This is a genomic window from Brachybacterium epidermidis (genome assembly GCF_015209585.1).
In the GTDB taxonomy this organism is placed as follows: Bacteria; Actinomycetota; Actinomycetes; order Actinomycetales; family Dermabacteraceae; genus Brachybacterium; species Brachybacterium epidermidis.
Genome location: NZ_JADEYR010000017.1, coordinates 1 through 26,557 on the forward strand (window position 1 = coordinate 1; position 26,557 = coordinate 26,557).

The following is a 26,557-nucleotide window of genomic DNA, read 5'->3' on the forward strand; positions in this document are numbered from 1 at the left end:
ATCCCCCTGCGGGTCTCCCCGGCCGCCCACCCCGCCACCCCTCACGCCCCGCCGCCCGCGCCGCCCCGCCGCCGCCCGCTCGCCCGCGCACCGCGCCCGGCGCGCCCCCGCCGCCGCCCGCCCGGGCCCCCAGGCCCCCGCGCCCCCCCGCCCGCCCCGCCGGCCCCGCCCGCCGACGAGGACATCCCCGTGGTTGAGGACGAGGGCCGCGACAGCCTCCCCGAGGGAGAGCCGCGCACCTACGGCCAGGCAGCCCTGCGCCGTGCCATCGCCGAGGGGCGCGTGGTGCACTCGAAGCCGGCGGAGTCCACCGCACAGTCGACCGGTGAGCCCGCTGCTGCATCGGTGGTCGCCTCGGTGACGGCGGCCCAGCCGGCGCCTGCTGCACCCGAGCTCGAATCCGAACCCGCGCCGCAGCGTCCTCGCTCCGGGGCCGACCTGGCGCGCGAGGCCGCGCACGCCTCCCGGCATGCAGGTCGGCGCTTCGGAGTGGTCAAGGGGAAGCAGGCCGCACCGGGGGAGGCCGGTGGCGCGGACGAGCCGGACGATGATCCCACCGGCGGTGCCACCCGGGACGACGAGGATGCCGAGTACACTCGCCGCTCCGGGCGCGAGGTCATCGAGTCCGTGCTGGGCGGGAAGGTGCTCGAGGTGATCGAGGAGCGCCCGGACTACTGAACCGGGCCCGGTGCTACGCGCTCGCCGCGCGGCTCGAGCAGGCTGAACAGGTCCGTGCGTAGCGCCGCCGGGTCGACGTCGGGGGAGGGCACGCTCACGTACATTTCCCAGAACGGGTATGTCATCTGCTCCCCGTCCCGGCCGATGTCCTCGGTGAACGCGCCCCAGGTCTCCGCCAGGCCCCCGTAGGCACCCATGTGGGAGATCGCGGCGACGCGACCCCCGGGCAGCACCGAGCCCACCACCTCGTAGTCGCTGGGCAGCGTGAGGGTCTCGGTGAGAGGGGAATCCACGGGGAAGCCCACCTCCAGATCCGCCGTGTCCACCGGCATCCGGTGGTGCAGCACCACGGCCGGCCCGATCGGGTGGATCCCCACCTCGGCCAGGGCATCGGCCAGGTGCGAGAACGTGCCGTCCATCAGGGAGGACATCTCGTACATCGGGAAGTCGTCCAGCTTCACCACCGCAGTGGGGATCTCCGGTGCCTCCACCACACGGCTGGCTGTGAACGGCTCGCTCGCATCATAGGGGTGCGGCATCGACGTCATCGCTGGGTCCTGTGGATGCCCGCCAGGTCCAGCGCCAGCTCGCAGAACATCGAGTTCGACCAGGAGAACCACTCGCGGGTGAAGATCGTGGGATCGTCCACGTGGACGCCCTCGTGCATCATCCCGGTGCCGCCGTCGGTGCGCATCAGCTGCTCCAGGATGCGGCGCTTCTCGGCGTCGTCACCGCTGGTGAGACCCTCGATGTTCTTCGCGATCGGCCACACGTGGTCCTTCGGCGTGTGCGGGGAGCCCACGCCCTCCAGGTACAGGCCGGCGAAGTAGTACGGGTTGGCGCGGGAGAGCACCGCCGCGCGGGTGGCCCGGTACAGCGGATCGGCGGCATCGGAGCAGTCCAGGTACGGCAACGCCATCAGACTGGGCACGTTGGCGTCGTCCAGGAACACGTGATTGCCGCGGCCGTCGACCTCGTAGGCCCAGATCCGCTCACCCTCCGGTCCGTCGATCTGGCCGTGCTCGTCCAGCGCCTGACGGATCTCGGCGGAGAGTCGACGCGCCTCGGCGGCATCGTCCGCCTCACCCGCCACGTGCTCCAGCAGGTCCCCGAGCCGTTCCAGGGCCAGCGCCAGGAAATGGTTGCCGGGGATGTTGTAGCCCAGCTCGCAGGTGTCGTCGCTGGGCCGGAAGCCCGCCCACACCAGGCCCGTCGGCTCCGTCAGGCCGCCCAGGCCGTCCCGCGCCAGGGTGTCCTGGGCAGGGACGCCGGGGCGGCGGAAGCGGTACGGGGAGCGCTCCTCGTGGTGCTGCTCGGTGCGCACCGTCTCCAGGATCGCGCGGGCCGCGGGCAGGAACTCCTGATCGGCCCAGGAGGTGTCCCCGGTGGCCTTCCACACCCGCCAGGCCAGGTCCGGCCCGTAGGAGAGGGAGTCCAGCTCGAACTTGCGCTCCCAGGCCCAGGGGTTGTCCCGATCGGTCTCGTCGCCGTCCCAGGAGGAGCCGTCGGGGTGGCGGTTGAAGGCGTTGGCGTACGGGTCGATCACGATGTACTGCCAGTGGCGGCGCAGCAGGCCCGACAGCAGGGACACCAGCCCCGCTCGGTCCTCCGCGGAGCCCACCTCGCCCACCACCAGGCGCAGCAGCGGGGTGAGCTGGGCGGCGGAGTCCCGCAGCCACATCGCCGGGATGTCCCCGGTGATCACGAACGTGGTGCCGTCCGGTTCCACGCTCACCGTCGTCTCGGCCGTGTTGCGCAGGTAGGCGATGACGCGGCCGGCGATCTCCTGGCTGGAGCCGGCCTCCCCCAGGCCGTCCAGGAGTCTCTCGTGGACGGCGTCGAGCAGGGTGTCGGGCAGCTGGACCATGACTCTCCTCGGAAGCGGATGTGAACGTCAAGGCTAGCGGGGGCGGCCCTGCCCGGGGGAGGCGTTCGCGCCGAATCCGCGCAGCAGATCCGCGCCGTCCCGGGCGAAGGAGGCCGACAGCGCTATCGCGGCCCCGCCCGTCAGCGCGCGGACGGCACGCTGCGGGACCATGGGCCACGTGGTCGCCACCAGCGCCACCATCGACCCGCCGGCGATCACCCGGCGCGACAGGCGCGGCTCCAGCTCGCCCCGCAGGGCCGGGACCAGCTGCCGCGCCGCCCCGAACACGTAGCGCAGTGCGCCGGGCACCACCACCCAGCGGGTGCGGTGCAGCATCGCGGCCGACAGCACCGCGATAGCCGCGGCGTCGGCCTCCAGGTCGAAGCGCCAGCCGCGCGAGGTGGTGCAGCCGGTGCGGCGCGCCACTTGCCCGTCGATCGCGTCCAGGCCGATGGCGAGGGTGAACAATGCTGCCTGCGGGATGGTGCGGAGGCGGGCCTTGCTCCCATCGGCACCGCTTTCGAGGTCTGCGTCCGCGAGCAGGCGGCTCGCGAGCAGGCGGCCCGCTAGCGCCGCGATCAGCGAGGCGCGCACCCGGGTCACGTGATCGGCGCGCGTGAGCGGCTCCGGTCCCAGCAGCACCTCGGTGAGGATCCCGCCTGCCAGTGCCGTCCCGGCAGAGATCGCGCCCCGGAGCGGACCGAGACCGTCGGCTGCGCACAGGGCGCCGGCGACCAGAGGGGCGGAGCCCAGGTGCAGGGCACGGGCCCAGCGGTCCCGGGAGCGGTCAGCCGCATCCCCGGAAGTGCCAGCCGCGCCACGGGAGCGGGTCGTGTCACGGATGCGGGAGGCGCGGCGGTGGAGCATTCGCCAAGTCTGCCAGGGCTCGCGATGCACCAGGCGTTCGGGTGTCAGCCAGGGCAACTACAGTTGGACGGGTGTACGAAGGCATCGTCCAGGACCTCATCGACGAGCTCGGCAAGCTGCCGGGCATCGGCCCCAAGTCGGCCCAGCGCATCGCGTTCCACTTGCTGGACGCCGATGACGCCGCCGTGCGGCGCCTGGCCGAGGTGCTGGTGAAGGTCAAGGACACGGTGCGGTTCTGCGAGGTGTGCGGGAACGTCTCGGCCGAGGACCGCTGCCGGATCTGCACCGATCCCCGCCGCAGCGACGAGGTGATCTGCGTGGTCGAGGAGTCCAAGGACATCGTGGCCATCGAGCGGATCCGCGAGTTCAAGGGCCGCTATCACGTGCTCGGGGGTGCGATCGACCCGATCGGCGGCGTGGGCCCGGGCAATCTGCGCATCACCGAGCTGATGAAGCGCCTGGGCACCGGGGAGACCACCGAGGTGATCCTGGCGCTGGACCCGAACATCGAGGGGGAGGCCACCGCCGCCTATCTCTCCCGACTGCTGGGGCCGCTGGAGATCACGGTCACCCGCCTGGCCTCCGGCCTGCCCGTGGGCGGGGACCTCGACTACGCCGACGAGATGACGCTGGGCCGTGCCTTCCTGGGCAGGCGCAGCGTGTGAAGCCCGCGCGTCGGCCCCACCGGCCGCCCCATCCATCCGCCACCGCCCGACGCGGGAGAAGGGAGCAGCGATGACCTCGCCGTTCGATCGCGCCCTGCCGCCGCTGACGGACCTGCCGCCACCCGTGCGCCTGCCTGAGGATCCCCCCTCCCTGGTGCCGCCCGGGGAGATCCTGGTCGACTCGCGCGCCGCCATCACCCGCCGCCTGCTGCGCATCGCGTGGATGCCCGCCCTGGTGCTGATCGGCCTGTGGTACGTGCTGCTGTTCCTCTACGTCACCGGGGCTTCGCCCACGTACTGGCTGCTCAGCCTGCTGGTGGGCCTGTTCGAGCCGGTGTACCTGCGGGTCGCGCTGGGATCGCTGGGCTTCACCTCCGCCGGGCTGTGGACGGCCGCCCTGTTCCTGCCCGCCGGTGCCACCGCACTGAGCGTGGCCCTGCTGCCACTGGCGTCCCGGGCGATCTCCGGGATCAACCCGCAGCACCATCTCAGTGAGGCCGGCTTCCAGCGGCAGGTCGCAACCCGCATCACCGCGGTGCTGATGGCCCCGCCCCTGGTGGGCACCGCCATCCTGCTGCTGCTGGTCAGCCAGCCCTTCGGGCGGGTGCCGCTGCTGCACTGGCCCAGCCTGAGCGCGGGACCGCTCACCGCGGCCTGCGCCGGCCTGCTGGCGATCATGCTGGCGTGGGTGTGGATCCGCGCCTGGGTGAGCGCGCCGCGCGTGCTCGGCGTGACCCCCGCCAGTGCACTGGAGACCACCGCCCGCCTGGACCGTGACCACGACCAGCGTCGCACCGCCGCGAAGAAGGTGCTGGCTCAGGACCGCCGGCACCTGCCGCCCAACCTGGGCACGCCCGAGGCCGGCGGCGCCCTCACCCCGCGGGGCATGGGATACGCGCTGCTGCACTCCGGTGAGGCCTGGCTGCGGTGGGTGGCACCGGCGCTGCTGTGCCTGGGCGTGATGGTGTTCGGCATCGCCGATGTCGTCACCGTGTTCACCGGCATGGGGCAGGACCTGGAGGCCGTGCAGTCCGCCCCGCTGAGCCTGCCGGTGATCATGGGGGCGTTCCTGGTGCTGGCCGTGGCGGGGGTGGCTACTGCGACCGCACCGGCGTTGGCCGCGGCCCTGTCGGCATCCCAGAGAGAGCAAGTCACCGACCAGCGCTCCTACCCGTCGTGGGCGCACCGCGCACGGGTGAACCCCTGGGAGGCCAGGGTGGTGGGCCTTACCGGATGGATCACCGCCGGGGCCGCGCTGCTGGCGATCGTACTGGTGGCGCTGCTGCTCGAGCTGCTCGGGGCCGCCACGGGCCTGGCCTGGACCTGGATCATGCTGGGCGCGCTGGTGGGGGTGCCGCTGCTGGGTGCGGGCACGGTCGCCGCGATGCGCAACGGGCTGCGGGACGTGTTCTACGGGCCCGCCCACCGGTACATGCGCCGGGAGACCGAGCATGCTCTGGTGGCGCCGGACATCGGCACCCGCGCCGATCGGGCCCGCGATCCCGCCGTGCGCGCCCACCTGCGCCAGCGCCTGCAGGCCGACGGCAAGGACCACTCCCTGGAGCTGTTCGACCTGGATGCGGCCGGGGAGCGGCTGTGGATCGACGAGTCCCTGCCCGGGGCCCGCACCACCGAGGCGCGCGCGGCCGACGTCGCCGCCGGACAGCTGCCGGACTTCGGCGGGGAGGGCTCGACCTTCCAGGCCCCACCCCAGGACGGCCAGTCGCGCGGGCACGAGATCCCCGACAGCATCACAGGCCTGCGGGAGCGCTGAGGCGACGGGGTCGCTGGGGACCGGTCGGCCCCCAGGGTCGGGCCGCGGGCCAGCCGTGCGAGGGACGGCCCGCCGGGTCGGCACGCGGGCCAGCCGTGCGAGGGACGGCCCGCCGGGTCGGCGCCGTTCGTCGGCCCGGACTCAGGCGATCCGGATCCCCTTGCCGAGCATCCTGATCGGCACCGCGAGGCGCCACGTGGCCAGGGCCAGGGACGCACCGCCCGCCAGGAACCAGCAGCCCAGCCCCAGGGGCCAGATCGGCCGGTTGGCGGGACTGCCCAGCTCCGACGGGTACCCCTCGGCGTCCAGTGAGCAGTGGTTGAAGTTGCTGGGATGCAGGGGCTGGGTGGCATGCCGCAGGCCCAGCTGCATCAGCTGCAGCAGGTCCCACGGCTCCTCGTCGGCCGACATGGTCGACCGCGGCATGGGCGGGGCCACGTCGGCCAGCAGCAGCACGGGGTTGGGCCAGATCAGCGGCTGGGAGATGTCCAGGCGCACCACGGTGCGCTCGTCGAGCTCGCGCACGCAGCGCGCCTGGCTCCAGGAGTCGTCCGTGCCGTCGCTGAAGTCGTAGTCGTCGTAGTAGGCGGTGACCTCGCGCTCCTCCTGAAGGAACGCCGCTGAGGAGCCCCACATGATCGGCCCCACCACGGTCACCCCGAACACCGCCACGTAGGCCAGCACCACCGAGCCGAGCTGCCGGGCGGTGATGGCCGAGAGCCCCAGGCCCACCGCGGTCACGCACAGGGCCAGCGCGGCGATCACCAGCAGCACCCGCAGCAGGTACAGCGGGCCCACTCCGCCCAGCAGGGCCGTGGGCAGCACCGACGGCAGCGCCAGCAGCAAGAAAGCCAGGCCCGTCAGCCACCCGGCCAGCAGCTTGCCCAGCACGATCTCCAGAGGAGAGACCAGGCTGGACTGCAGCGTGGCCAGGGTGCCGGCGCTGCGGTCACCGTTGATGGACCCGGCAGACATCGCCGGCAGCACCAGCAGCATCGCGAACAGCACCAGCAGCATCTGCAGGCTGAACACCACTCGGGAGGTCTCGCGGAAGGCGACGTACCCGGTGAACATGGCCGTCGGCGCCAGGATCACCAGTCCGAGCAGCAGCAGCGCCACCGTCCACAGGCCCAGCGCCACGTACCAGCGGCGCGAGCGGATGCGCTGGCGCAGCTCGAGGGAGGTCACCAGGCCCAGTCCGCGCAGGCGCAGTGCGAGCGCGCCGTTGGCGAAGGGCGCGCTCGCGGGGCCGGTCGAGGGCGCGGGCCGGTCGAGGGTGCGGGGCCGGTCGAGGGCGCGGGGCCGGCAGAGGGCGCGGGCCGGTCGAGGGCGCGGGGCCTGTCGAGGGCGTGGGGCCGGCAGAGGGTGCAGGGGCCTGCGGGCTCGGGCCCTGCGGCGGAGGGGGAGTGCTCATCACAGGGCTCCTTGTCGCTGAGCTGCGGCGGAGGAGAGGTACGCCGCTTCGAGCCTGCCGGTCGCCGGCCCGAAGGAGACGATGCGGGCGCCCTGGGCGGTCAGGTCCGCCAGCAGTCGGGCTGCGGTCGCCTCGTCGGGCAGCCGGAAGGTGGCCTCCGCATGCCCGCTGGCCGTGCTGTCCGGTGGGGCGACGCCGCTGTGCTGCACCCCCACGGCCTCGAGAGCCCGCATCAGGGCGTCGTGGTCCAACGACCCCACCTTCCAGGTGCGGGGCCGGGCGGCGAGGGCGCGGATGCTGCTGGCGTCCACCACGCGGCCGGCGTCCATGAACACGACGTGGTCGGCCATCTCCTCCAGCTCGGAGAGGATGTGGCTGGAGACCAGCACGGTGGTGCCGTCGGAGGCGGTCTGCCGCACCACTCGCAGCAGGCGTCGGCGCGAGGCCGGATCCAGGCCCGAGGCGGGCTCGTCCAGGATCAGCACCTGCGGGGAGTGCACCATGGCGCGAGCCAGGCCCAGGCGCTGCTTCTGCCCGCGGGAGAGCACGTGCGCCGGCTGCTGCGCGAGGGTCTGCAGGTCCATGAGGTCCAGCAGCTCCATCGCCCGGGTGGAGACCTGCCGTGAGGGCAGGAAGTAGGCCCGACCCATCACCTCCAGCACCTCGGCCACGCGCAGGGAGTCCCACGCCCCGAACTGGTCGGGCATCCAGCCCACGGCGCGGCGCACCGCGGGGGAGTCCTTCGTGGGGTCGATGCCTCCGATCAGCACCCGACCGGAGTCGGGTGCCAGCAGGGAGGCCAGCATCAGCATCAGCGTGGACTTCCCGCATCCGTTGGGGCCGACGAGCGCTGTGACCGCGCCGCGCGGTGCCTCGAAGCTGAGGTCCAGCACCGCCTGCACACTGCCGAAGGCCCGGCTCACGTGCTCGGCGCGGATGCCGGGCCCGTCGGTCGCGTGGGGTGAGGCGGCGACGGCGTGGGGTGAGGCGGCGACGGCGTGGTCGCGAGGCCGAGGTGGGGGCGCCCCCCAGGCCGGTTCGCCCGGGCCGTGCTCCGGGCCGCCTTCCGGTGCCGCCCCGCTGGCGCCGCCGTACCCGTCCGTGTCGCCGTAGTCGTAGCTGGGGTGGACCGTGTGGCCGGGCTCGCGGCCTTCCTGGTGCCCGTCAGCGGCCTGTCCCTCGCGTCCCGTGCCCCCGGGCGGCGGTGTGGTCTGCATCATGCGCTGAGCCTGCCATGCCCCGGGACGTGACGGGGGCGGGACTCGGGCACATTACGGGAACGATTCGTGCAGGGTCAGTGGAGGGGCCACCGGAGGCACTGAGAGCGGGACGCACCTCAGAACCACTGTGTGGTTCTCAGATGCGCCCCGCTTTCAGGGCCCCGACACCGACAACGGGCGTCCAGTGCCCGGCGCGCAGCACGTCGGCTCCGCAGCGCCCAGCTCACCGGGAGGCTGCTCGCCTCACACCTGCATGGCGGCGTTGCCCTCTTCCTGCGCCTGGGGGATGCCCTCGGAGGCGGGCAGGCGGCCGATGAAGACCTCCTGGAAGATCGGGATGGCGGCGGTCAGGCCGGCATTGGCGCGAGCGCCGGTATCGGCCTCCGCAGGGTTCTTCGCCGCCTCCACGAACACGCTCACGTCCACCCCCTTCTCGTCCCAGAAGGAGATGAACGCGTCCTGCGCCTCCTTGTGGCCGGGGAAGGCCACGCCCTGCTCGGCCAGGGGGCGCTGCCCGTCCGCGCTGCCCAGCCACTCCAGCAGCGCCTTGATGCCCTCCTGCTTGTCCTCGGGGGCCTTCGCATTGCCCACCGCGACCACGCCGTGCACCAGCGACTTCGCACCCTCGGGCCCGGCCACCGGCGGGGCGATCGCCCACTCGAAGCTGTCGGCCACGCCATCGAAGATGTTGCCCAGGTTGTAGGGGCCGGACTGGAACAGCCCCAGCTTCCCCTGCGTGAACAGGTCGCGACTGAAGTCGCCGTTCTCGTTGGTGTCCGCCGCGCTCGGTGCCACCTGATCCACATTCACCAGGTCCGCCATGTACTGGAAGGCCGCGATGCCTTCCTCGGAGGCGAAGACGTACGCATCGTCCTGCTGCCACTGGGCGCCGTTGGAGGCCAGGAACGGGCCGATGATCGCCTGCCGGTCGGCCTGCGAGTTGAAGCCGAACTGAGCGCGGCCATCGGCATCGAAGCCGTCCTCGCCGGGATGGCGACCCTCACCGTCCAGCGTGAGCTTGGTGGCCGCCTCGCGCAGCGAGTCGGTCTCGGCCGACGGATCGAACTCCAGGGCCGACGGGTCCACGCCCGCCTCGTCCACCAGCTGCTTGTTGTAGAACAGCGCGATCGAGTCCCACAGCTGCGGCACACCCCACAGGCCGCCGTCGCGGGAGTAGAGCTCCACGACGCTGTCCTCCCACTGGTCAGCGGCGTCGGGCAGCACCTCGTTGATGTCCAGCAGGTCGCCGGAGTCCTTATACAGCACGTAGTTGGCGGAGTTCATCCAGTACACGTCGGCTGCATCACCGCTGGCCACGTCCAGGGGCAGGCGTGTCCAGTAGTCACCCCAGGCGACCAGGTCGATGTTGACCTGCCAGCCGGACTGCTCGGTGAAGGCGGCGAAGGACTCCTCATAGGCGGGCTGGGCGAGCTCGTCCCACAGGCGGAACGTCAGGGTGCCGTTGCTGCCCCCGCCGCCGTCGCTGCCACCGTTGCCCCCGCTGTTGCCACCACCGGATCCGCCGTCCTGGGCGGAGGGGGAGCAGGCGACCGCCGCACCGGCGAGACCGGCGGCGGTGAGGGAGGCGAGCATTGTGCGGCGGTTCAGCATGGCGGATCCTTCCGTTCTGCCCCCGGTGCGTCCCGGCTGATCCGGGGTGAGGGGAGCGGGCTGGTGGGTTCATTATGGCGATAACCGCAGGGGGTATGGGGGGGGAGACCGGATCGTGACGTGGGGTGGGCTGGCTGGGGCGGGCTGGCCGGGGCGAGCCAGCTGGGCTGGGCTGGCTGGGCTAACCGGGGCGGGCTTGCTGGGCTGGGCTGGGGTGGGCTTGCTGGGCTGGCTGGGCTGGCGGGTGCTGACGAAGCACGGGACGCCAGTGAGGCACCGACTGCATTTCAGCCCTGAAATCGGCAATTCCGTCCCATCGCCAGCGAATCGGACATAGCGGGCTGGCTGGGGGCGGCTGGGGCGGGCTGGTCGGGCTAGCCAGCTGGGGCGGGCCAGCTGGGCTGCGCGGGTGCTGACGAAGCACGGGACGCCCGTGAGGCACCGGCTGCATTTCAGCCCCGAAATCGGCGATTCCGTCCCGTCGCCAGCGAATCGGACATAGCGGGTTAGCTGGGGCAGGCTGGTCGGGGCTGGTCGGGGCTGGTCGGGGCTGGTCGGGGCTGGTCGGGGCTGGTCGGCGGGCCGGCCGGGGCGGACTAGCTGGGCGGGCTGGGCTGGCTGGGCCGGGCAGTCCGGTTCAGCGCAGCGTGGTCTCGCCCACCGAGCGGGTGATCTGCTTCTGGAACACGACCATCAGGATCACCAGCGGCAGCATCGCCAGGGTGGTCCCGGCCATCACCAGGGTCCAGTTGTTGTTGTACTGCGACTGCAGGGCGGAGGTGGCAACCGTGATCACGCGCCAGGTGGGGCCGGAGGTGATCACCATCGGCCACATGAAGTTGTTCCAGTGGGTGACAACCGTGATCAGCACCAGGGTCACGATGATCGGCCGGTTCAGCGGCACCACCAGGTTCCACAGCAGACGACCGGTGCCGGCGCCGTCGATCCGCATGGCGTCCATCAGCTCCGAGGGCACCGAGCGGAAGTTCTCCCGCAGCAGGAAGATGGCGTACGGCGAGCCCAGCACGAACGGCAGCACCAGCGCCCAGAAGGTGTCGCGCAGCCCCATCTCGCTCATCATCAGGTACAGCGGCACCACCACCACGACCTGCGGCACCATCAGGGTGGCCACGTACACCCAGAACAGCATGTCCCGGCCCGGGAAGCGCACGTGGGCGAAGGCGTACGCGGCCAGCACGGAGAACACCATCTGCCCGGCCAGGATCACCGCCACCATCTGCACCGTCACCGCCACCGGGGTCACGAAGCCCTCGGGATCGGTGAACAACCGAACGAAGTTCTCCAGCACCGGTGGGTCCGGCACCGCCAGTGGGCCCTGCTGGGCGAACTGCTGGCGCGAGGTGAAGGCGGTCATCACCGAGACCAGGAACGGGGCCAGGGTGAGCAACGCGGCCACCAGCAGCACCGCATAGGTGGCGAGGTGGTGCAGGAGGCGCCGGCCGTGCAGGCCGCCTGCGCTGCGCTGGGCGCGGGCGCTGCGCTGGCCGCGTGAGCCGCGCTGGGCGTGGGCGCTGCGCTGGCCGTGCAGGCCGCGTACGCCGCGCTGGCCGCCTGCGCTGCTGCGGTCGTGCGCACTGCCGTCCGCGTGCGCACTGCCGCCGTTGCTCTGCGGAGCGCCGTCGGTGCTCGCTGTCGTCATCGTCCCCGCCTCCTCTCAGCTCATGTCGTAGGTGATGCGGCGGGAGAAGTACCGCTGCTGGACCAGGGTGATGATCACCAGGATCACGAACAGGATCACCGCCACGGCGCTGGCGCGGCCCAGGCGGGAGGCCACGAAGGCCTCGTTGTAGATCAGGGTGGCGATCACTTCGGTGCGGTGCTGGGGGCCTCCGCCGGTGAGGGCGTACACCATGTCGAACACCTGGAAGCTGGCCACCACCTGGGTGATGGCCAGGAAGAACGTGGTGGGGCGCAGCAGGGGGATGGTCATGTGCCGCATCTGCTGCCATGACCCGGCGCCGTCCAGGGTGGCCGCCTCGTAGATCGAGGTGGGGATCTTGCCCAGCCCCGCCTGGAAGAACAGCGAGATGTACCCGACGTTCTGCCAGATCGCCACGAAGGCCACCGCCGGCAGGGCCAGTTGCGGGTCGGTGAGCCACTCGATGCGCACGCCCAGGATCTGGTTCAGTGCACCCACCGACGGCTGGAAGATCCACTTCCACACCACGCCCAGGGCCAGGGGTGCGCACACCCAGGGGATCACCACGATCACCCGCACGATCGCCGAGCCGGGCAGGGCCCGCACCAGCTGGGTGGCCAGCAGCAGCCCCACCGCCAGCGACACCGGCACCGAGATCAGCGTGAAGATGGCGGTGACCAGCAGGGAGTTGGTCAGTGCGCCGCCGGTGACCAGGCTCGTGTAGTTCTCCAGTCCCACGAACTGGCGGGTGCCCAGCAGGTCCCAGCGGAACAGCGAGATCACGAAGGCCAGCACCACCGGCAGGATCAGGAAGGCGCTCACGCCGATCAGGCTCGGGGCGATCAGCAGCCAGCCGATCAGCGGTCGCCGAGCGTTCATCATGCCCCTCCGTCGCGGTGTGCGTGGGTGCCTGGCAGCAGCCCCGGGTACCGGCTCAACCTATAGCCCGGGTACCGGCTCAACCTATAGCAGGCCTGCCCGGCCCCTCGACCGACACCTGTCCATCACCGGTGGTCGGGCCGGGGATCGCGCATGGCGACATCCGCGTTCATCCGCGCGAACACGGCGCACACGAGCGCCCTGTGGATCCTAGCCTCGATGTTTCATGGGGCTGGTGAGCGGGGTGGGTCGGCGTCGTTGCCGGTGTTGAGCTGCTGATTCTGGCATTCGGGTATGACAGATCGTCGCAGTGTCCGTTGCGGGCGGTCGGGTTCCACTCCCGAGAAGAGGAGCTGCTGGTCGTAGGGGCGGGTGGTCTCGCCGGGTTAGGTCTGTGCGACGGTGGTGCGGAGCCGGTTGACGCCGGTCAGGACCCTCACGGCTTCGGGTGCATGTTCGGCGAGGTGGAGGACCTTGTGCCGGGCGCGGCGCACGAGGGTCGCGGGGATCTCGAACAACCGCGCGCGGAGCCGTTTGGGTTCCCATTTCCTCGCGTCGTGCCTGCTGAAGGCGATGGTTTGCATCCAGGCGACGAGCTCGGAGGCGAGTTGGATGATCTGGCACCAGATCTGGTTCTGCGCGAAGGACTGCAGCGGGAACTTCTCAAGGCCCATGTCCTTGGCGTTACGGATTCGGTCTTCGCAGCGTGCACGGCGACGGTGCCGCAGTTCCAGGACGGCAAGCTGGCCGCGCGGGGAGTTGGTGGCGAACGCGGTGATGCGCATCCCCTCGTGATCGGTGATCCGCAGCTGCGCCCCAGGATGAGGACGTTCCTTCCGCACGATCACCCGCATCCCGGCAGGCCACGCGGCTAAGTCAAGGAGCCCGGTCAGCTCCGCCACCCATGTCCCCTCGCGGATCCCCTCGTCCTCGCTGTCGTAGGCGGGGGTCCACGCCTTTGCCTCGTCGATACGTTCCAGTAGGTCAGGCGTGTTCGCAGGGAGGGTGAACCCGACCGAGTAGGCCAGACGCTGCCGCTGGAGCCAGGCCAGGAAGTCTTTGGTGCCGCCGGCCCCGTCGGTGCGGATCAGGATCTTCTTCGACCCCCGCCCGCCCCGGGCCAGCAGGCCCGCAGGCAGCTGGGCCAGAGCGTCACGGGTGACGGTGATGTGATCAGCGGCGGTGTTGGAGCCGGCGTTGCCGGGGCGCAGCTGGATCGCCAGTGGTTCCCCGGGCCCGTCGCTGCCGTGGTCAAGGAACGCACACAACGGGTGGTATCCGAAGCCGCGTTTGAACGTCGGTGCGGCCTGCTCCTTCTCACTGTGGGCGGTGATCAGGGTGGCGTCGAGGTCGATGACCAGCGGGCTCTTCACGCTCGCCCCCACAGTCGGGGAATGGTCTCCGGCCAGGGCCCAGGCCTGTTCACGCGCGGCCCGGCGGGCTTTCGAGATCGCCTCGATCACGGTGGGCGCGTCCTGGGCGAGGGTGGTGAGCGTGCGGGAGATCGTCGGGGCCGAGGCGACATCACCGAACAGGCCCGGCTCGCAACGCAGCAGATCAGTATCCGAAGCATGCTCCCCGCCGATTGCGAGAGTGAGTGCGAGGTCCAGCAGGACCTTCGCCGCGTGGTGCTCGGCCAGCGGCTTCGTCCACGGAGCCAGTGCTTCCCGCAGCGAAGAGGCGAGGCCGGTGGCGTGGATCGTGTCGGTCAGCAGCACCGCACCAGCATGCGAGAGGGCCGGGACCTCAGCGATGTCCACGCGCGGACGGGGGTAGAAGAACAAGGTAGGGTGGGACACCTGAAAGGTGCTCCTTCCGGCGGATGGCTACGAGCTTCAACACCCCGTATCATCCCAGGCCAGGAGCACCTTTCTCTATGCCTCCCACCCATCGAGACCACACCGCTATGAAAACTCGAGGCTAGAATGATCACCGGCGCCACCCTGGCCAGGGGATCCCTGACCCCTCACAGCCCTTGCAGCCCGGCCGGCCCCGCATCGTCCCCGCAACCCGAGGAGTCGCCCCATGAGCCTGGTGGTCCAGAAGTTCGGCGGGTCGTCCGTGGCCGACGCGGCGTCCGTCAAGCGCGTGGCGGACAGGATCGCGCTGTACGCCCGGGCCGGTCACCAGGTGGTCGTGGTGGTCTCCGCTATGGGGGACACCACCGATGAGCTGCTGGACCTCGCCGCCCAGATCACCCCCACGCCGCCGCCGCGCGAGTTGGACATGCTGCTGACGGCGGGGGAGCGGATCTCGATGGCGGTGCTGTCGATGGCGCTGAACGCGCTGGAGGTCAAGGCGCGCGCCTACACCGGCTCCCAGGCCGGGCTGATCACCGACAGCGTCCACGGCAGGGCCCTGATCCAGAAGGTCACCCCCGGTCGCATCCGCGACGCGATCGATGACGGCGCCGTCGCGATCGTGGCCGGCTTCCAGGGCGTCTCCCAGCTCAGCAAGGAGATCACCACCCTGGGCCGGGGCGGCTCGGACACCACCGCGGTGGCGCTGGCGGCGGCACTGGGGGCCGACGTCTGCGAGATCTACTCCGACGTGGACGGCGTGTTCACCGCCGATCCGCGCATCGTGCCCTCGGCCCGTCGGGTGCCGCTGATCTCCTGCGAGGAGATGCTGGACCTGGCCGCCAACGGCGCCAAGATCCTGATGGTGCGCAGTGTGGAGTACGCGCGGCGCTACGGGGTGCCGCTGCACGTGCGCAGCTCGTACTCCGGCCTGCCCGGGACCATCGTCACCGACGACCTGCAGCGGGAGATCCCGATCGATCCGGGCGTCGTCAGGCGTGCCGTGGAGCTGGCCGTTGCGCCCGCGACCAGCACGGACGCCACATTCCCGACCACTCGGTGGGACGCGGCGGGCACTCGGGGTGCCGACGCCGATGCGGTGCGGATCGAGGCCTGTGAGCCATCCGACCCTCGGATCCCACCGCCCTTGCCCGCCCCACCGTCCCCACCCAGGAGGGTCCCGTGGACGAGTCCGCTGTCCCCGGTCTGGAGGCCCCGATCATCTCGGGCGTCGCGCATGATCGCAGCCAGGGCAAGATCACCGTCGTGGAGGTGCCGGACATCCCCGGCAGGGCCGCGCTGCTGTTCGACGTGGTCGCCTCCGCCGGTGCGAACATCGACATGATCGTGCAGAACACCTCCACCACCGATGACACCGTGGCAATCTCCCTGACCCTCCCGGAGGCCGACGCCCTGGCCGCGATCGCGGCGATCGAGGCAGCCCATGAGGCCATCGGCTACACCGAGGTGCGCTACGACGAGCAGATCGGCAAGGTGTCGGTGGTGGGAGCGGGCATGAAGTCTTCCCCGGGCGTCTCGGCCACCCTGTTCCGCTCCCTGGGTGAGGCCGGCATCAACATCGACATGATCTCCACCTCGGAGATCCGCATCTCCGTGGTCACCGACCAGTCCCGCCTGGACGACGCGGTGCGCGTGATCCACACGGCCTTCGGCCTGGACACCGATCAGACCGAGGCCGTGGTGTACGGGGGGACGGGCCGATGACCGCGCAGGATCCGCGCAGCGCCGCCCCTGGCGCAGCCGCGCCCGACACGTCCGACATCCCCGCCACGCCGGACTCCGCTGCGATCCCCGACTTCACTGCGACTGCTGACGTGGCTGCAACTCCCGACTCCGCTGCCGCCCCCGACTTCACGGGGACTCCCGGCTACGCGCCCGACGGGCCCGTGATCGCCGTGGTCGGCGCCACCGGCCAGGTGGGCCGCGTGATGCTCACCCTGCTGGCCGAGCGCGCCGTCCCGCACTCCGCGATCCGTGCCTTCGCCTCCGCGCGCAGCGCCGGCTCCACGGTGCAGTACGCGGGCCTGGAGCTGCCGGTGGAGGATGCCGCCGCGGCGGATCTGGCCGCGAACGGCGGGGTGGACATCGCGATCTTCTCCGCCGGGGGCTCCACCTCGAAGGCGCTCGCGCCCCGCTTCGTGGAGGTCGGTGCTGTGGTGGTGGACAACTCCTCCGCCTGGCGGCGCGACGACCAGGTGCCGTTGGTGGTGGCCGAGGTCAACCCCGAGGCCATCCACGAGCGGCCCCGGGGGATCATCGCCAACCCCAACTGCACCACCATGGCCGCCATGCCCACCCTGAAGGCGCTGCACGAGGAGGCGGGCCTCTCTCGTCTCACCATCGCCACCTACCAGGCAGTCTCCGGCTCCGGAGTCAAGGGCGTGGCCGAGCTGGCCGCCCAGCTGCGCGCCGGCGCGGATCGCATGGAGCAGCTGGCCACCGACGGCAGCGCCGTCGAGCTGGGCGATCCCGAGGTGTACGTCGCCCCGATCGCCTTCAACGTGCTGGCGATGGCCGGCTCCCTGGTGGAGGACGGCTCCGGGGAGACCGACGAGGAGCAGAAGCTGCGCCACGAGTCCCGCAAGATCCTGGGCCTGCCGGAGCTGCCGGTGGCCGGGACCTGTGTGCGGGTGCCCGTGATGACGGGGCACGCCGTGGCGGTGCACGCCGAGTTCGAACGGCCCCTGGATGCTGAGCGCGCCCGCGCTGTGCTCGAGCAGGCCGAGGGTGTGACCGTCACCGACCTGCCCACCCCGCTGGACGCCGCCGGTCGCGACGGCACCTTCGTGGGCCGCATCCGTCAGGACCAGTCGGTTCCCGACGGTCGCGGTCTGGTGCTGTTCGCCGTGGCCGACAATCTGCGCAAGGGTGCAGCTCTCAACGCCATCCAGATCACCGAACTGCTCGCGCGGAAGGACCAACGATGACGATGTCCGAGCTCAGCCCGCTGGCCAACGGCCGCCCGGGCCCTACCCCGCTGGCCACGTTCCTCTCGGACCGCGCGGGGGAGGAGGTCATCGACCCCGCCCCGCAGCCGGTCGGGGACTACGACCCCATCTCGCGGGCGCTGCGAGCGCTCAGCCAGGGCATCACCGAGCCTGCGGACGAGCCCGAGGAGATCCGCAACGTCCACACCCCGGTGGAGACCGCCGGCCCCACCACCCCGCAGGCCCCCAGTCGTCGGGAGGAGATCCTTGACGGCGCCGCGGCGCTGTTCGCCGAGCGCGGTTATCACGGGTCCAGCCTGCGGGACATCTCGCGCCGCGTGGGCATCTCCCACCCGGGCATGCTGCACCACTTCGCCTCCAAGGACGTGCTGCTGGGGTCGGTGATCGACCGCCTGGAGGCCCACGCCAAGGGACTGCTGGACTCGGTCGAGGAGCTCTCCGGCAGCCCGGCCGCGCTGGATGCCGCCCTGGCCGGGCCCTGGGATCCCACCCAGCACCTCATGGGCCTGCTGTCCACGCTGGCTGCGGAGATCGTCAACCCCGAGCACCCGGGCCGCTTCCGCATCGCTCGGCTGCGCCTGGTGCACGAGCACATCCTGGAGTCGGTGCTCACCGCCTTCCAGGAGGCAGGCCGCCTGGCGCCCGACGCCGACCCCGCCTTCGTCGCCCGGTCGACCTTCTCCCTGCTGCTGAGTCTGGCGGTGCGCGAGCAGTCGGTGAGCCCGCTGCAGCCGTCGGTCACCACTGATCCGGTGGAGGATGTGCGCCGACTGGTGCACCATTACCTGAAGGGCTGAGCACGGCCCGGCCGGTCGCGGCGCGGTCGCCGCTGCCGGAGAGGCATGTGGGGTCCGTCGTGGCCGCGCCCGTCGAGGAGGTCGACCGCCGGTGACCCGCAGCACCCCCGCGCCCGAGCACGTCCAGGAGCTGTCGGGCGCTGCGGTGCGCGGCAGTGATGGCGAGCACGTGGGCCGGGTGCGGGACATCTACCTCACCGATGCCACCGGGGAGCTGGCCGCCATCACCGTGACCATCGGCCGCCTGCGGGGCCGCGTCGTGCTGCTGCCCGAGGTCGCCATCGCCCCCGGTTCCCTCGCCGAGCTGGTCAGCACGCCCTCCCAGCACATCACCCTGGTGGTGGATGCAGCCGCCGCCCGCGCGGGGGACCCGCCGCCACCCACCGCGCACGCCGATCCGCAGACCCTGCGGCGAGCAGCCCGCGCCCTGGGCATCGAGGAGGCGCCCCGGGCATGAGGATCCTGCTGATCACGCACTACTACGCGCCCGAGTTCGGCGCACCGCAGCGGCGCTGGTCCGCCCTGATCCAGCGGTTCGTCGATGCCGGGCACCAGGTCACCGTGGCCGCCCCGGTTCCGCACTACCCGGGTGGCAGGCCCACCCCGCAGCAGCGCCACACCCACCGCGTGGGGGCCGTCGAGCGCGGAGACCACGGGGAGACCGTGCTGCGCACCGCCTACCTGCCGCACCGCTCCGACATCGGCACCCGCACCGCCGACCACGCCGTGGCCGCGGCGGACTCGCTGCGCCGGCTGCTGTGCCGCTTCGCCCGCACCTCCACTCGGCCCGACGTGGTGATCGCCACCGCCCCCGCCGTCCCGAGCCTGCTGGTGGGCAGGATGCTGGCGCTGCGCTGGCGGGTGCCGCTGGTGGCCGAGATGCGGGATGCCTGGCCGGACCTGGTCACCCACGTCGGCCCCGCCGGTGCGGTGCCCGAGAAGCTCGCCCCCCACACGCGCCCGGACCCGCTGCGGCGGGCAGTGGGGCTGGCGATCGGCCGGGCCAAGAAAGCGGTGCACCGTGCGGTGACCAGCTGGCAGCAGGGCGCACAGGTGGTGGTGACCACCACCGGTCGCTTCGCCGAGGTGCTGCGCGAGCGCGGCATCGATGACCCCCAGGTGGTGCGCAACGGCACGGACCTGGCCGGGGTGCGCGCCCAGCTCGATCACCCGCGCGGGCACCACCGCGAGCTGCGCTGCCTGTACCTGGGCAACATGGGCCGCTCCCAGGGCCTGGAGACCGTGGTGCGGGCCGCCGCCCGGCTGCGGGCCCGGGGCGTGCCGGTGCAGGTGCGGATGATCGGGCACGGCGTGGAGGCTCCCGCGCTCGCGGCCCTCGCCCATGAGCTGGGCGCGCCGGTGCAGGTGCTGTCCCGGATCCCGCACTCCGAGGTCCAGGAGCAGTACGCGTGGGCGGACACCGTGGTGGTGTCCCTGCGCGACTGGGAGCCCTTCGCCTGGACCGTGCCCTCCAAGCTGTACGAGCTGCTGGCCACCCGGCGCCACATCACCGCCCTGCTGGACGGGGAGGCCGCCGAGGTGGTGCGGGAGGCCGGCGCCGGGGACGTGCTGGCCCCGCAGGATGAGGACGCCCTAATGACGCTGTGGTCCCGCCTCGCGGCTGACCGCTCCCTGGCGGCCGGGAGGGACAGCGGCCGGGACTGGGTGGCCGCCCACGCCGATGACGACGTGCTCGCTGCGCGGTATCTGGGGATCCTGGAGCAGGTGGTGGCGGCAGGTCGGGGTGCTTCCGGCGCACCTGCCCGACCCTGACATACTGGCGCCATGCGTGGAATCATCTTGGCGGGCGGCACCGGCTCGCGACTGCACCCCCTGACCATCGGCGTCTCCAAGCAGCTGATGCCGGTGTACGACAAGCCGATGATCTACTACCCGCTGAGCACCCTGATGCTGGCCGGGATCCGCGACATCCTGATCATCACCACCCCGGAGGATCAAGCCGCGTTCCAGCGCGTCCTCGGTGACGGATCCCGCTTCGGCGTGAACCTGCAGTACGTCGTGCAGCCCTCCCCGGACGGCCTCGCCCAGGCCTTCGTGCTGGGCAAGGACTTCCTGGACGGCGGCCCGGCGGCTCTCGTGCTGGGCGACAACCTGTTCTACGGGCAGGGCATGGGCACCCAGCTGCGCCGCTACCGTGAGCTCGACGGAGCCGCCGTGTTCGGCTACTGGGTGAAGGACCCCACCGCCTACGGCGTGGTGGAGATCGACGACGCCGGCCGTGCCCTCTCCCTGGAGGAGAAGCCTGCCCAGCCCCGCTCCAACCTCGCCGTGCCCGGCCTGTACTTCTACGACGACACCGTGGTGTCCCGGGCCGAGGCCCTCACCCCCTCCGCCCGGGGCGAGCTGGAGATCACCGACCTCAACCGCAGCTACCTCGAGGAGGGCACCCTGCAGGTCGAGGTGCTCACCCGCGGCACCGCCTGGCTGGACACCGGCACCTTCGATGACCTCGCCGCTGCTGGGGACTTCATCCGCACCGTGCAGCATCGCCAGGGCCTGTCCATCGGGGCGCCTGAGGAGGTGGCCTGGCGCATGGGCTACCTGAGCGACCAGGAACTGCGCGAGCGCGCGGAGCCGCTGGTGAAGTCCGGGTACGGGCGGTACCTGCTGGACGTGCTCGAGCGGGAACTGGCCGACCGCTCCGGGAACGCGGGCTGAGGGCGGAAGCGCGAGATGAGGGGGCGGCAGCGACGCGAGCGGGCGTGAATCGCGGCTGCAGGGCACTGAAACGACAGCTGCGCTCCGCTGGCGGACTGCGCCCCGCCGCGAGCGCGCGTCCCGTGCCTGCGCCGCTCTGCGCCGTAGGCAGGTGCCACAATGGCAGAAAAGCACCCTCGCGCTAGGAGTCCCCGTGGCCTCTCGTCACCTGCTTGTCACCGGTGGAGCCGGCTTCATCGGCTCCAACTTCGTCCATCACGTGCTGTCCCACACCGATGACACCGTGACCGTGCTGGATGCGCTCACCTACGCCGGCAACCGGGCCTCGCTGGAGGGCCTGCCGGAGGGGCGGATGCGCCTGGTGGTGGGGGACATCGCCGATGCGGCGACCGTGGACCCGCTGGTCGCCCAGGCCGATGCGGTGGTGCACTACGCCGCCGAGTCCCACAACGACAACTCTCTGGCCGACCCCTCCCCGTTCCTGCACACCAACCTGATCGGCACGTACACGTTGCTGGAGGCGGCCCGCAGGCACGGCACCCGCTTCCACCACGTCTCCACCGACGAGGTGTACGGGGACCTGCAGCTGGATGACCCGCAGCGGTTCACCGAGACCACCGCCTACAACCCCTCCAGCCCGTACTCGGCCACCAAGGCCGGCAGCGACCTGCTGGTGCGCGCGTGGGTGCGCTCTTTCGGGGTGCAGGCCACCCTCTCCAACTGCTCGAACAACTACGGGCCCCGCCAGCACGTGGAGAAGTTCATCCCCCGCCAGATCACCAACCTGATCGACGGGATTCGCCCCCGCCTGTACGGGGCGGGCACCAACGTGCGCGACTGGATCCACGCCGATGACCACTCCTCCGCGGTGCTGGCGATCCTGGAGCGCGGGCAGATCGGGGAGACCTACCTGATCGGCGCCGACGGCGAGAAGAACAACAAGGAGGTCGTGGAGCTGCTGCTGCAGATCATGGGCCGCGACGCGGGCGACTACGACCATGTGGCCGATCGCCCCGGCCACGACCTGCGCTACGCGATCGACTCCACCCGTCTGCGCGAGGAACTGGGCTGGAAGCCCGCCTACGGCGACTTCGAGCAGGGCCTGGCCGCCACCGTGGACTGGTACCGGGCCAACGAGGCCTGGTGGCGCCCCCAGAAAGAGGCCACCGAGGCCAAGTACGCCGCGACCGGCCAGTGAGGGGGGCACGAGATGACCACCAAGCCGCTCGCCGCCCATTCCACCCCCATCCCCGGACTGCTGGTGATCGACCTGCCTGTGCACGGCGATCAGCGCGGCTGGTTCAAGGAGAACTGGCAGCGCCAGAAGATGGTGGCCGCCGGGCTGCCGGACTTCGGCCCCGTGCAGAACAACATCTCCTTCAACCAGGCCGTGGGCGTCACCCGCGGCATCCACGCCGAGCCGTGGGACAAGTACATCTCCGTGGCCACCGGCCGCGTGTTCGGCGCCTGGGTGGATCTGCGCGAGGGGCCGACGTTCGGGGCCACCTACCACCACGAGATCACCCCCGATACGGCGATCTTCGTGCCGCGCGGGGTGGGCAATGCCTTCCAGACCCTCGAGGCGCCCGCCGCGTACACCTACCTGGTCAGCGCGCACTGGTCCGAAGCCGCACAGGCCCAGTACACCTTCCTGAACCTGGCCGATGAGACCGCCGCGATCCCCTGGCCCATCCCCCTGGAGCAGGCGGAGCTGTCCGAGAAGGACAAGGCCCACCCCCGACTTTCGGAGGTGACGCCGGTGCCGCCGCGCCGCACCCTGGTGGTGGGCGCCGGCGGCCAGCTGGGCCGCGCGCTCGCCGAGCGCTGGCAGGGCCGGGCCGACGTCGACGCCGTGGATCGCAACGAGCTGGACATCGCCGACGCCGCGAGCGTGGACGCCTTCGACTTCTCGCCGTACGCCGTGATCGTCAACGCCGCCGCGCACACCGCAGTCGATGCCGCGGAGGCCCCCGAGGGCAGGCGCGAGGCCTGGGCGGTGAACGTCACCGGTGTGGGCCGCCTGGTGCAGGCGGCCCGGCGGGAGCGGGCCACGTTGGTGCACGTCTCCAGCGACTACGTGTTCGACGGTGAGCGAGAGCTGCACGACGAGGCCGAACCGCTCAGTCCGCTCGGCGTATACGGGCAGACCAAGGCCGCAGGCGACCAGCTGGTCGCCACCGCGCCGGATCACTACATCGTGCGCACCAGCTGGGTGATCGGCGAGGGCGCGAACTTCGTACGGACGATGGCGCAGCTGGCCGAGCGGGGGATCGACCCGACTGTGGTGGACGACCAGATCGGCCGCCTCACCTTCACCAGTGATCTCGCCGCCGCGATCGACCACCTGCTCACGCAGCGGCCGCAGCCCGGGGTGTACAACCTCAGCGGGGGAGGGGAGTCGCTGAGCTGGGCCGACATCGCCGCAGAGGTGTTCGCCCTGACCGGTCACGACCGCGCACGGGTGCACCCGGTGAGCACCGCTGCGTACTACGCCGCCCAGGGCAAGGCCGAGGGCGACGGCACCGTGGCGCCCCGGCCCCGCAACTCCGCGCTGGACCTGACGAAGATCGAGGCCACCGGCTTCGAGGTGCGGGACCACATGCGTGCGCTGAGGGAGTACCTGCAGCGGGGGTGAGGGCGAGCACCATGTGGGGCGCCGTTGCCTGGGAGAAGTCAGGAACAGGTAGCGGTTATCCGGGCGGGCGGCGCCCCGAGATGTAAGGATAAGAGTTATCCGAACATCATCGAGGTGTCAGCGGCCGGGTGAGGACTACATGAACGCGTGGGAAGAACAGGAATGGCAGTCGTCCGCGATGTCGGGGTTGCCACGGCGCGACCGGCGCTCCGGGCCGTTCCTCGCGTATGTTCCCGACACTCTCGTCCAGGCTCCTCTCGTGCTGGGTCGGGAGGCCGAACATCTGCTCGCCACGGCGGAGTCGAAGGTCAGGTCGTTGACCGGCCTTAGCGATGACCTCCCGGCGATCTCCAGGTTCCTGCTGCGCTCCGAGGCGATCGCTTCATCGCGGATCGAGGGGATCGCGCCGTCGGCGCGGCAGGTGGCGCTCGCCGAACTCGGCCAGAGCGAGACCGTTCAGGGTGTCAGCGCACCGGCACAGATGGTCGCCAACAACATGACACTGGTTCGTGAGGCGACCACACGCCTGGTCGGCGCGCCGCTGGTGACCGTGGAGAGCATCATCGACCTGCACCGGAGCCTGCTGCGCGATGAACCCCACCATCACGGGATCAGGGACGTCCAGAACTGGATCGGTGGATCCGACTGGCATCCACTCGACGCGGATTTCGTCCCGCCTCCTGCGGTCCGTGTGGAACCGGCGATGCAGGACCTCGTGGACTACATGAACGGTGCCTCGCACGCACCTATCGTGCAGGCCGCACTCGTCCACGCCCAGTTCGAGACGATCCACCCCTTCACCGACGGGAACGGACGGGTTGGTCGAGCTCTGATCCACTCGGTTCTCACCCGGCGAGGTCTCACCCCTGACTCGGTGCTCCCCGTGAGCCTTGTGCTGTCGACGCTGCGTGACAGGTACGTCGATCATCTTCAGCAGTTCCGTGACGTGGAGGGCCGGGGGAGCGGGAGCAGTGGTCGTGAGCGATGGATCAGCTTCTTCGCGGAGGTGACCCTTCTGGCGAGCGAACAGGCCGTCACGCTGTCCGGAGAGCTGTCGGAGATCCGGGAGGAGTGGGAGCAGCGCTTGACGTCGTCGCGCCAGCGGCGGGGGAGTCAACGAGCACTTCGCAGTGATTCCGCCACAGCGTTGATCCTGGCGGACATGGTGGGTACACCCGTCCTCACCGTCGATACGGCGCAGAGGATCCACGGGGTGTCCAGGGTTGCTGCACTTCGTGCGCTCGATGAGCTGCATGAGGCTGAGATCCTTACTCGACGGTCGATCGGTTCCGGTCGTCACGCGTATGTGTCGGGCGAGGTCCTGGATCTGATCACGTGGGCTGAAAGACGATTGGCGAGCACGAAGTTCGACACCCGGAAGTCGCCTCCGCACCCGGGGGTTCCTGCTCCACCGCAGCGCCCTCCCCTGTGAACAGCGGCGGAGGTGTCGGTCTCCGGCCAGGCCGAGCACCGGTAGTGTGTGCCCCCAGTCACGCCCCCGGATTACTGGAGCCTCTTCATGTCCGCATCGGACAGCCCCGCGCCCGCCCCGGTCGACGCCACCGCGCACGCCGAGACCCGCAAGCTCGACAGGACGATGAAGCCCGCGTGGGTGTTCGCGATCGCGCTGGGCTCTGCCGTGGGCTGGGGTGCGTTCATCCTGCCGGTGGAGTGGCTGGCCGACGGCGGCACCGCCGGTGCGCTGATCGGCTTCGCGATCGGCACGGTGCTGATGGCGATCATCGCCGTCTCCTACGGTCTGGTGATCCGGGCGCTGCCGGTCACCGGTGGGGAGCTCTCCTTCACGCTGCACGCCTTCGGCAGGTACGCCTCCTTCGTGGTGGGCTGGTTCCTGGCTCTGGCGTACGCGTGCATCATCGCGCTGAACGCCTCGGCGATGACCCTGGTGTTCCGCCAGCTGTTCCCCTCGGTCATGGAGCGCGGCTACCTGTACACGATCGCCGGCTGGGACATCCACGCCCCGGAGGTGGCGGTGGCCCTGGCCGCGATGATCATCGCCGGTGCGCTCAACGCCCGTGGCGCGGCGCTGTCGGGACGCTTCCAGTTCTACGCCTGCGTGATCATGATGGCGGCGGTGGCCATCATCCTGGTGTGGACCGCGGTGCTGTACCTCCAGAACCCCGTGCCGCTGTATCGGGGCTTCCCCGCGGAGGTGTCCCCGCTCGCGGCGATCGCGGTCATGGTGGCGTTCGCGCCGTGGGCGTTCGTGGGCTTCGACAACGTGCCCCAGGCGGCCGGTGAGTTCGACTTCTCCCCGAAGAAGGCGATGGGCCTGATCGTGGCTGCGATCTTCGCCTCCGGCGCCATCTACCTCACGATGATCCTGGTGACCTCGGTGGCGGCCTCCCACGCCGGCGGCAGCGTCGACGGTTCCGTGTGGGCCACGGCCGATGCGATCACCGCGATGCTGGGCCCGGTGGGCCGCGCACTGGTGGTGATCGCCGTGTTCATGGGCGTGATCACCGGACTGAACGGGTTCACCGTCTCGGCCAGCCGGATCCTGATGACGATGGGCCGGGCCCGGATGCTGCCGCCCGTGCTGGGGCGGGTCAGCCACCGCTTCGGCACCCCGGTGGTGGCGGTGACCGCAGCGATCCTGATCGCCTCTCCGTCCCCGTTCTTCGGCCGCTCGGCGCTGCTGTGGATCGTGGACATGACCTCCGTGGGCGTCACCGTGGCCTACTTCGTCACCTGCCTGGTGGCGTTCAAGATCGCCGAGGAAGACGGCTGGTCGCCGGGAAAGACCAAGCTGGCGAAGGTGATCGCCATCGTGGGGGCGGTGCTGTCGGTGGGCTTCCTGCTGCTGCTGATCGTGCCCGGCTCCCCGGGCGCCCTGGCCACCGAGCCGCTGATCGCCCTGGCCGCCTGGGTGGTGCTGGGCATTGTGTTCTTCGTGCTGCGCAAGCCGGCGGTGGACGAGATGCCGGAGGAGCAACTGGAGCAGGTGATCCTCGAGGGGTGAGCCGGTGAGCGGGCTTGCTGAGGCCCGCCCCTCACGGTTTTGCCCGCTGTGCTTCCAGTA

Annotated in this window: 22 protein-coding genes and 1 pseudogene; 14 read left to right on the forward strand and 9 right to left on the reverse strand. The window is 71.1% G+C overall.

All coding sequences use genetic code 11. The features are described 5' to 3' along the window. Window positions 1-678, forward strand: a pseudogene (locus IOE58_RS12355) (DNA polymerase III subunit gamma and tau); the annotation flags it as partial. Here the strand turns inward: IOE58_RS12355 and IOE58_RS12360 are convergent. The 3 genes from IOE58_RS12360 to IOE58_RS12370 are packed head-to-tail and all read right to left on the reverse strand — an operon-like array spanning window position 672 to window position 3,412. Continuing rightward, window positions 672-1,226 carry a GyrI-like domain-containing protein gene (locus IOE58_RS12360; protein ID WP_193866684.1) on the reverse strand — a complete coding sequence of 185 codons (555 nt, stop codon included), beginning with the start codon at window positions 1,224-1,226 and terminating at the stop codon, window positions 672-674. The pseudogene IOE58_RS12355 and the gene IOE58_RS12360 overlap by 7 nt on opposite strands. Beyond that, complete coding sequence (locus IOE58_RS12365; protein WP_193866685.1) at window positions 1,223-2,545, reverse strand: glycoside hydrolase family 125 protein; 1,323 nt, start codon at window positions 2,543-2,545, stop codon at window positions 1,223-1,225. Before IOE58_RS12365 ends, IOE58_RS12360 begins: the two co-directional genes overlap by 4 nt. A gap of 33 nt (window positions 2,546-2,578) precedes the next feature. Next, complete coding sequence (locus IOE58_RS12370; protein WP_193866686.1) at window positions 2,579-3,412, reverse strand: CDP-alcohol phosphatidyltransferase family protein; 834 nt, start codon at window positions 3,410-3,412, stop codon at window positions 2,579-2,581. A gap of 71 nt (window positions 3,413-3,483) precedes the next feature. Here IOE58_RS12370 and recR point away from each other — a divergent pair, with 71 nt between their 5' ends. Further along, the gene (recR, locus tag IOE58_RS12375) at window positions 3,484-4,077 is read left to right on the forward strand and encodes a recombination mediator RecR (protein ID WP_193866687.1); all 594 of its coding nucleotides are present in this window, start codon (window positions 3,484-3,486) and stop codon (window positions 4,075-4,077) included. Window positions 4,078-4,147: 70 nt separating this feature from the next. Further along, window positions 4,148-5,851, forward strand: a complete 1,704-nt coding sequence (locus IOE58_RS12380) for a hypothetical protein (RefSeq protein WP_193866688.1) — start codon at window positions 4,148-4,150, stop codon at window positions 5,849-5,851. A 141-nt stretch (window positions 5,852-5,992) separates the two neighbouring features. Here IOE58_RS12380 and IOE58_RS12385 read toward each other — a convergent pair whose 3' ends face one another. The 6 genes from IOE58_RS12385 to IOE58_RS12410 form a co-directional block, all read right to left on the reverse strand. Then, window positions 5,993-7,039, reverse strand: coding sequence for an ABC transporter permease (locus tag IOE58_RS12385; RefSeq protein ID WP_348981979.1), 1,047 nt, complete (start codon window positions 7,037-7,039; stop codon window positions 5,993-5,995). Window positions 7,040-7,264: 225 nt separating this feature from the next. After that, window positions 7,265-8,485 carry an ABC transporter ATP-binding protein gene (locus tag IOE58_RS12390; protein WP_311199671.1) on the reverse strand — a complete coding sequence of 407 codons (1,221 nt, stop codon included), beginning with the start codon at window positions 8,483-8,485 and terminating at the stop codon, window positions 7,265-7,267. Between the two features lie 243 nt (window positions 8,486-8,728). Next, window positions 8,729-10,096: an ABC transporter substrate-binding protein gene (locus IOE58_RS12395; protein WP_193866689.1), complete on the reverse strand. Its 1,368-nt coding sequence runs from the start codon at window positions 10,094-10,096 to the stop codon at window positions 8,729-8,731. A 637-nt stretch (window positions 10,097-10,733) separates the two neighbouring features. Beyond that, window positions 10,734-11,756, reverse strand: coding sequence for a carbohydrate ABC transporter permease (locus tag IOE58_RS12400; RefSeq protein ID WP_228020034.1), 1,023 nt, complete (start codon window positions 11,754-11,756; stop codon window positions 10,734-10,736). Between the two features lie 15 nt (window positions 11,757-11,771). After that, window positions 11,772-12,635, reverse strand: coding sequence for a carbohydrate ABC transporter permease (locus tag IOE58_RS12405; protein WP_228020037.1), 864 nt, complete (start codon window positions 12,633-12,635; stop codon window positions 11,772-11,774). 386 nt (window positions 12,636-13,021) lie between these two features. Beyond that, complete coding sequence (locus tag IOE58_RS12410) at window positions 13,022-14,434, reverse strand: IS1380 family transposase (protein WP_431831709.1); 1,413 nt, start codon at window positions 14,432-14,434, stop codon at window positions 13,022-13,024. 226 nt (window positions 14,435-14,660) lie between these two features. Here IOE58_RS12410 and IOE58_RS12415 point away from each other — a divergent pair, with 226 nt between their 5' ends. The 11 genes from IOE58_RS12415 (at window position 14,661) to IOE58_RS12465 (ending at window position 26,497) form a co-directional block, all read left to right on the forward strand. Beyond that, window positions 14,661-15,779, forward strand: coding sequence for an aspartate kinase (locus IOE58_RS12415; RefSeq protein WP_228020040.1), 1,119 nt, complete (start codon window positions 14,661-14,663; stop codon window positions 15,777-15,779). Continuing rightward, window positions 15,707-16,159: an ACT domain-containing protein gene (locus IOE58_RS12420; RefSeq protein ID WP_348981980.1), complete on the forward strand. Its 453-nt coding sequence runs from the start codon at window positions 15,707-15,709 to the stop codon at window positions 16,157-16,159. The genes IOE58_RS12415 and IOE58_RS12420 overlap by 73 nt, the downstream gene beginning before the upstream one ends. Continuing rightward, a complete protein-coding gene (locus tag IOE58_RS12425) occupies window positions 16,156-17,382 on the forward strand; it encodes an aspartate-semialdehyde dehydrogenase (RefSeq protein ID WP_193866691.1) in 1,227 nt (408 codons plus the stop codon). Before IOE58_RS12420 ends, IOE58_RS12425 begins: the two co-directional genes overlap by 4 nt. Continuing rightward, entirely contained in the window at window positions 17,379-18,200 is an 822-nt protein-coding gene (locus IOE58_RS12430) for a TetR/AcrR family transcriptional regulator (protein WP_193866692.1), read from the forward strand. The genes IOE58_RS12425 and IOE58_RS12430 overlap by 4 nt, the downstream gene beginning before the upstream one ends. A 91-nt stretch (window positions 18,201-18,291) precedes the next feature. Further along, window positions 18,292-18,657, forward strand: a complete 366-nt coding sequence (locus IOE58_RS12435; RefSeq protein WP_193866693.1) for a PRC-barrel domain-containing protein — start codon at window positions 18,292-18,294, stop codon at window positions 18,655-18,657. After that, window positions 18,654-19,973 (forward strand): glycosyltransferase family 4 protein, encoded by a 1,320-nt coding sequence (locus tag IOE58_RS12440; protein WP_193866694.1) that lies wholly within the window; start codon window positions 18,654-18,656, stop codon window positions 19,971-19,973. The genes IOE58_RS12435 and IOE58_RS12440 overlap by 4 nt, the downstream gene beginning before the upstream one ends. Before the next feature lie 12 nt (window positions 19,974-19,985). Next, window positions 19,986-20,879 carry a glucose-1-phosphate thymidylyltransferase RfbA gene (gene rfbA / locus IOE58_RS12445; protein WP_193866695.1) on the forward strand — a complete coding sequence of 298 codons (894 nt, stop codon included), beginning with the start codon at window positions 19,986-19,988 and terminating at the stop codon, window positions 20,877-20,879. A 193-nt stretch (window positions 20,880-21,072) separates the two neighbouring features. Then, window positions 21,073-22,077 carry a dTDP-glucose 4,6-dehydratase gene (gene rfbB, locus IOE58_RS12450; protein WP_193866696.1) on the forward strand — a complete coding sequence of 335 codons (1,005 nt, stop codon included), beginning with the start codon at window positions 21,073-21,075 and terminating at the stop codon, window positions 22,075-22,077. 12 nt (window positions 22,078-22,089) lie between these two features. After that, a complete protein-coding gene (locus tag IOE58_RS12455; RefSeq protein ID WP_193866697.1) occupies window positions 22,090-23,514 on the forward strand; it encodes a sugar nucleotide-binding protein in 1,425 nt (474 codons plus the stop codon). Between the two features lie 139 nt (window positions 23,515-23,653). Continuing rightward, the gene (locus IOE58_RS12460) at window positions 23,654-24,946 is read left to right on the forward strand and encodes a Fic family protein (RefSeq protein WP_193866698.1); all 1,293 of its coding nucleotides are present in this window, start codon (window positions 23,654-23,656) and stop codon (window positions 24,944-24,946) included. An 87-nt stretch (window positions 24,947-25,033) separates the two neighbouring features. Further along, entirely contained in the window at window positions 25,034-26,497 is a 1,464-nt protein-coding gene (locus IOE58_RS12465; RefSeq protein ID WP_193866699.1) for an APC family permease, read from the forward strand. Window positions 26,498-26,557: the final 60 nt, after the last annotated feature.

Coding starts and splice junctions, on each gene's coding strand:
- IOE58_RS12360 (WP_193866684.1), bottom strand. CDS start 1,226: ATGACGTCGATGCCGCACCCCTATGATGCGAGCGAGCCGTTCACAGCC.
- IOE58_RS12365 (WP_193866685.1), bottom strand. CDS start 2,545: ATGGTCCAGCTGCCCGACACCCTGCTCGACGCCGTCCACGAGAGACTC.
- IOE58_RS12370 (WP_193866686.1), bottom strand. CDS start 3,412: ATGCTCCACCGCCGCGCCTCCCGCATCCGTGACACGACCCGCTCCCGT.
- IOE58_RS12380 (WP_193866688.1), top strand. CDS start 4,148: ATGACCTCGCCGTTCGATCGCGCCCTGCCGCCGCTGACGGACCTGCCG.
- IOE58_RS12390 (WP_311199671.1), bottom strand. CDS start 8,485: ATGATGCAGACCACACCGCCGCCCGGGGGCACGGGACGCGAGGGACAG.
- IOE58_RS12395 (WP_193866689.1), bottom strand. CDS start 10,096: ATGCTGAACCGCCGCACAATGCTCGCCTCCCTCACCGCCGCCGGTCTC.
- IOE58_RS12400 (WP_228020034.1), bottom strand. CDS start 11,756: ATGACGACAGCGAGCACCGACGGCGCTCCGCAGAGCAACGGCGGCAGT.
- IOE58_RS12405 (WP_228020037.1), bottom strand. CDS start 12,635: ATGAACGCTCGGCGACCGCTGATCGGCTGGCTGCTGATCGCCCCGAGC.
- IOE58_RS12415 (WP_228020040.1), top strand. CDS start 14,661: ATGAGCCTGGTGGTCCAGAAGTTCGGCGGGTCGTCCGTGGCCGACGCG.
- IOE58_RS12425 (WP_193866691.1), top strand. CDS start 16,156: ATGACCGCGCAGGATCCGCGCAGCGCCGCCCCTGGCGCAGCCGCGCCC.
- IOE58_RS12430 (WP_193866692.1), top strand. CDS start 17,379: ATGACGATGTCCGAGCTCAGCCCGCTGGCCAACGGCCGCCCGGGCCCT.
- IOE58_RS12440 (WP_193866694.1), top strand. CDS start 18,654: ATGAGGATCCTGCTGATCACGCACTACTACGCGCCCGAGTTCGGCGCA.
- rfbA (WP_193866695.1), top strand. CDS start 19,986: ATGCGTGGAATCATCTTGGCGGGCGGCACCGGCTCGCGACTGCACCCC.
- IOE58_RS12455 (WP_193866697.1), top strand. CDS start 22,090: ATGACCACCAAGCCGCTCGCCGCCCATTCCACCCCCATCCCCGGACTG.
- IOE58_RS12460 (WP_193866698.1), top strand. CDS start 23,654: ATGAACGCGTGGGAAGAACAGGAATGGCAGTCGTCCGCGATGTCGGGG.
- IOE58_RS12465 (WP_193866699.1), top strand. CDS start 25,034: ATGTCCGCATCGGACAGCCCCGCGCCCGCCCCGGTCGACGCCACCGCG.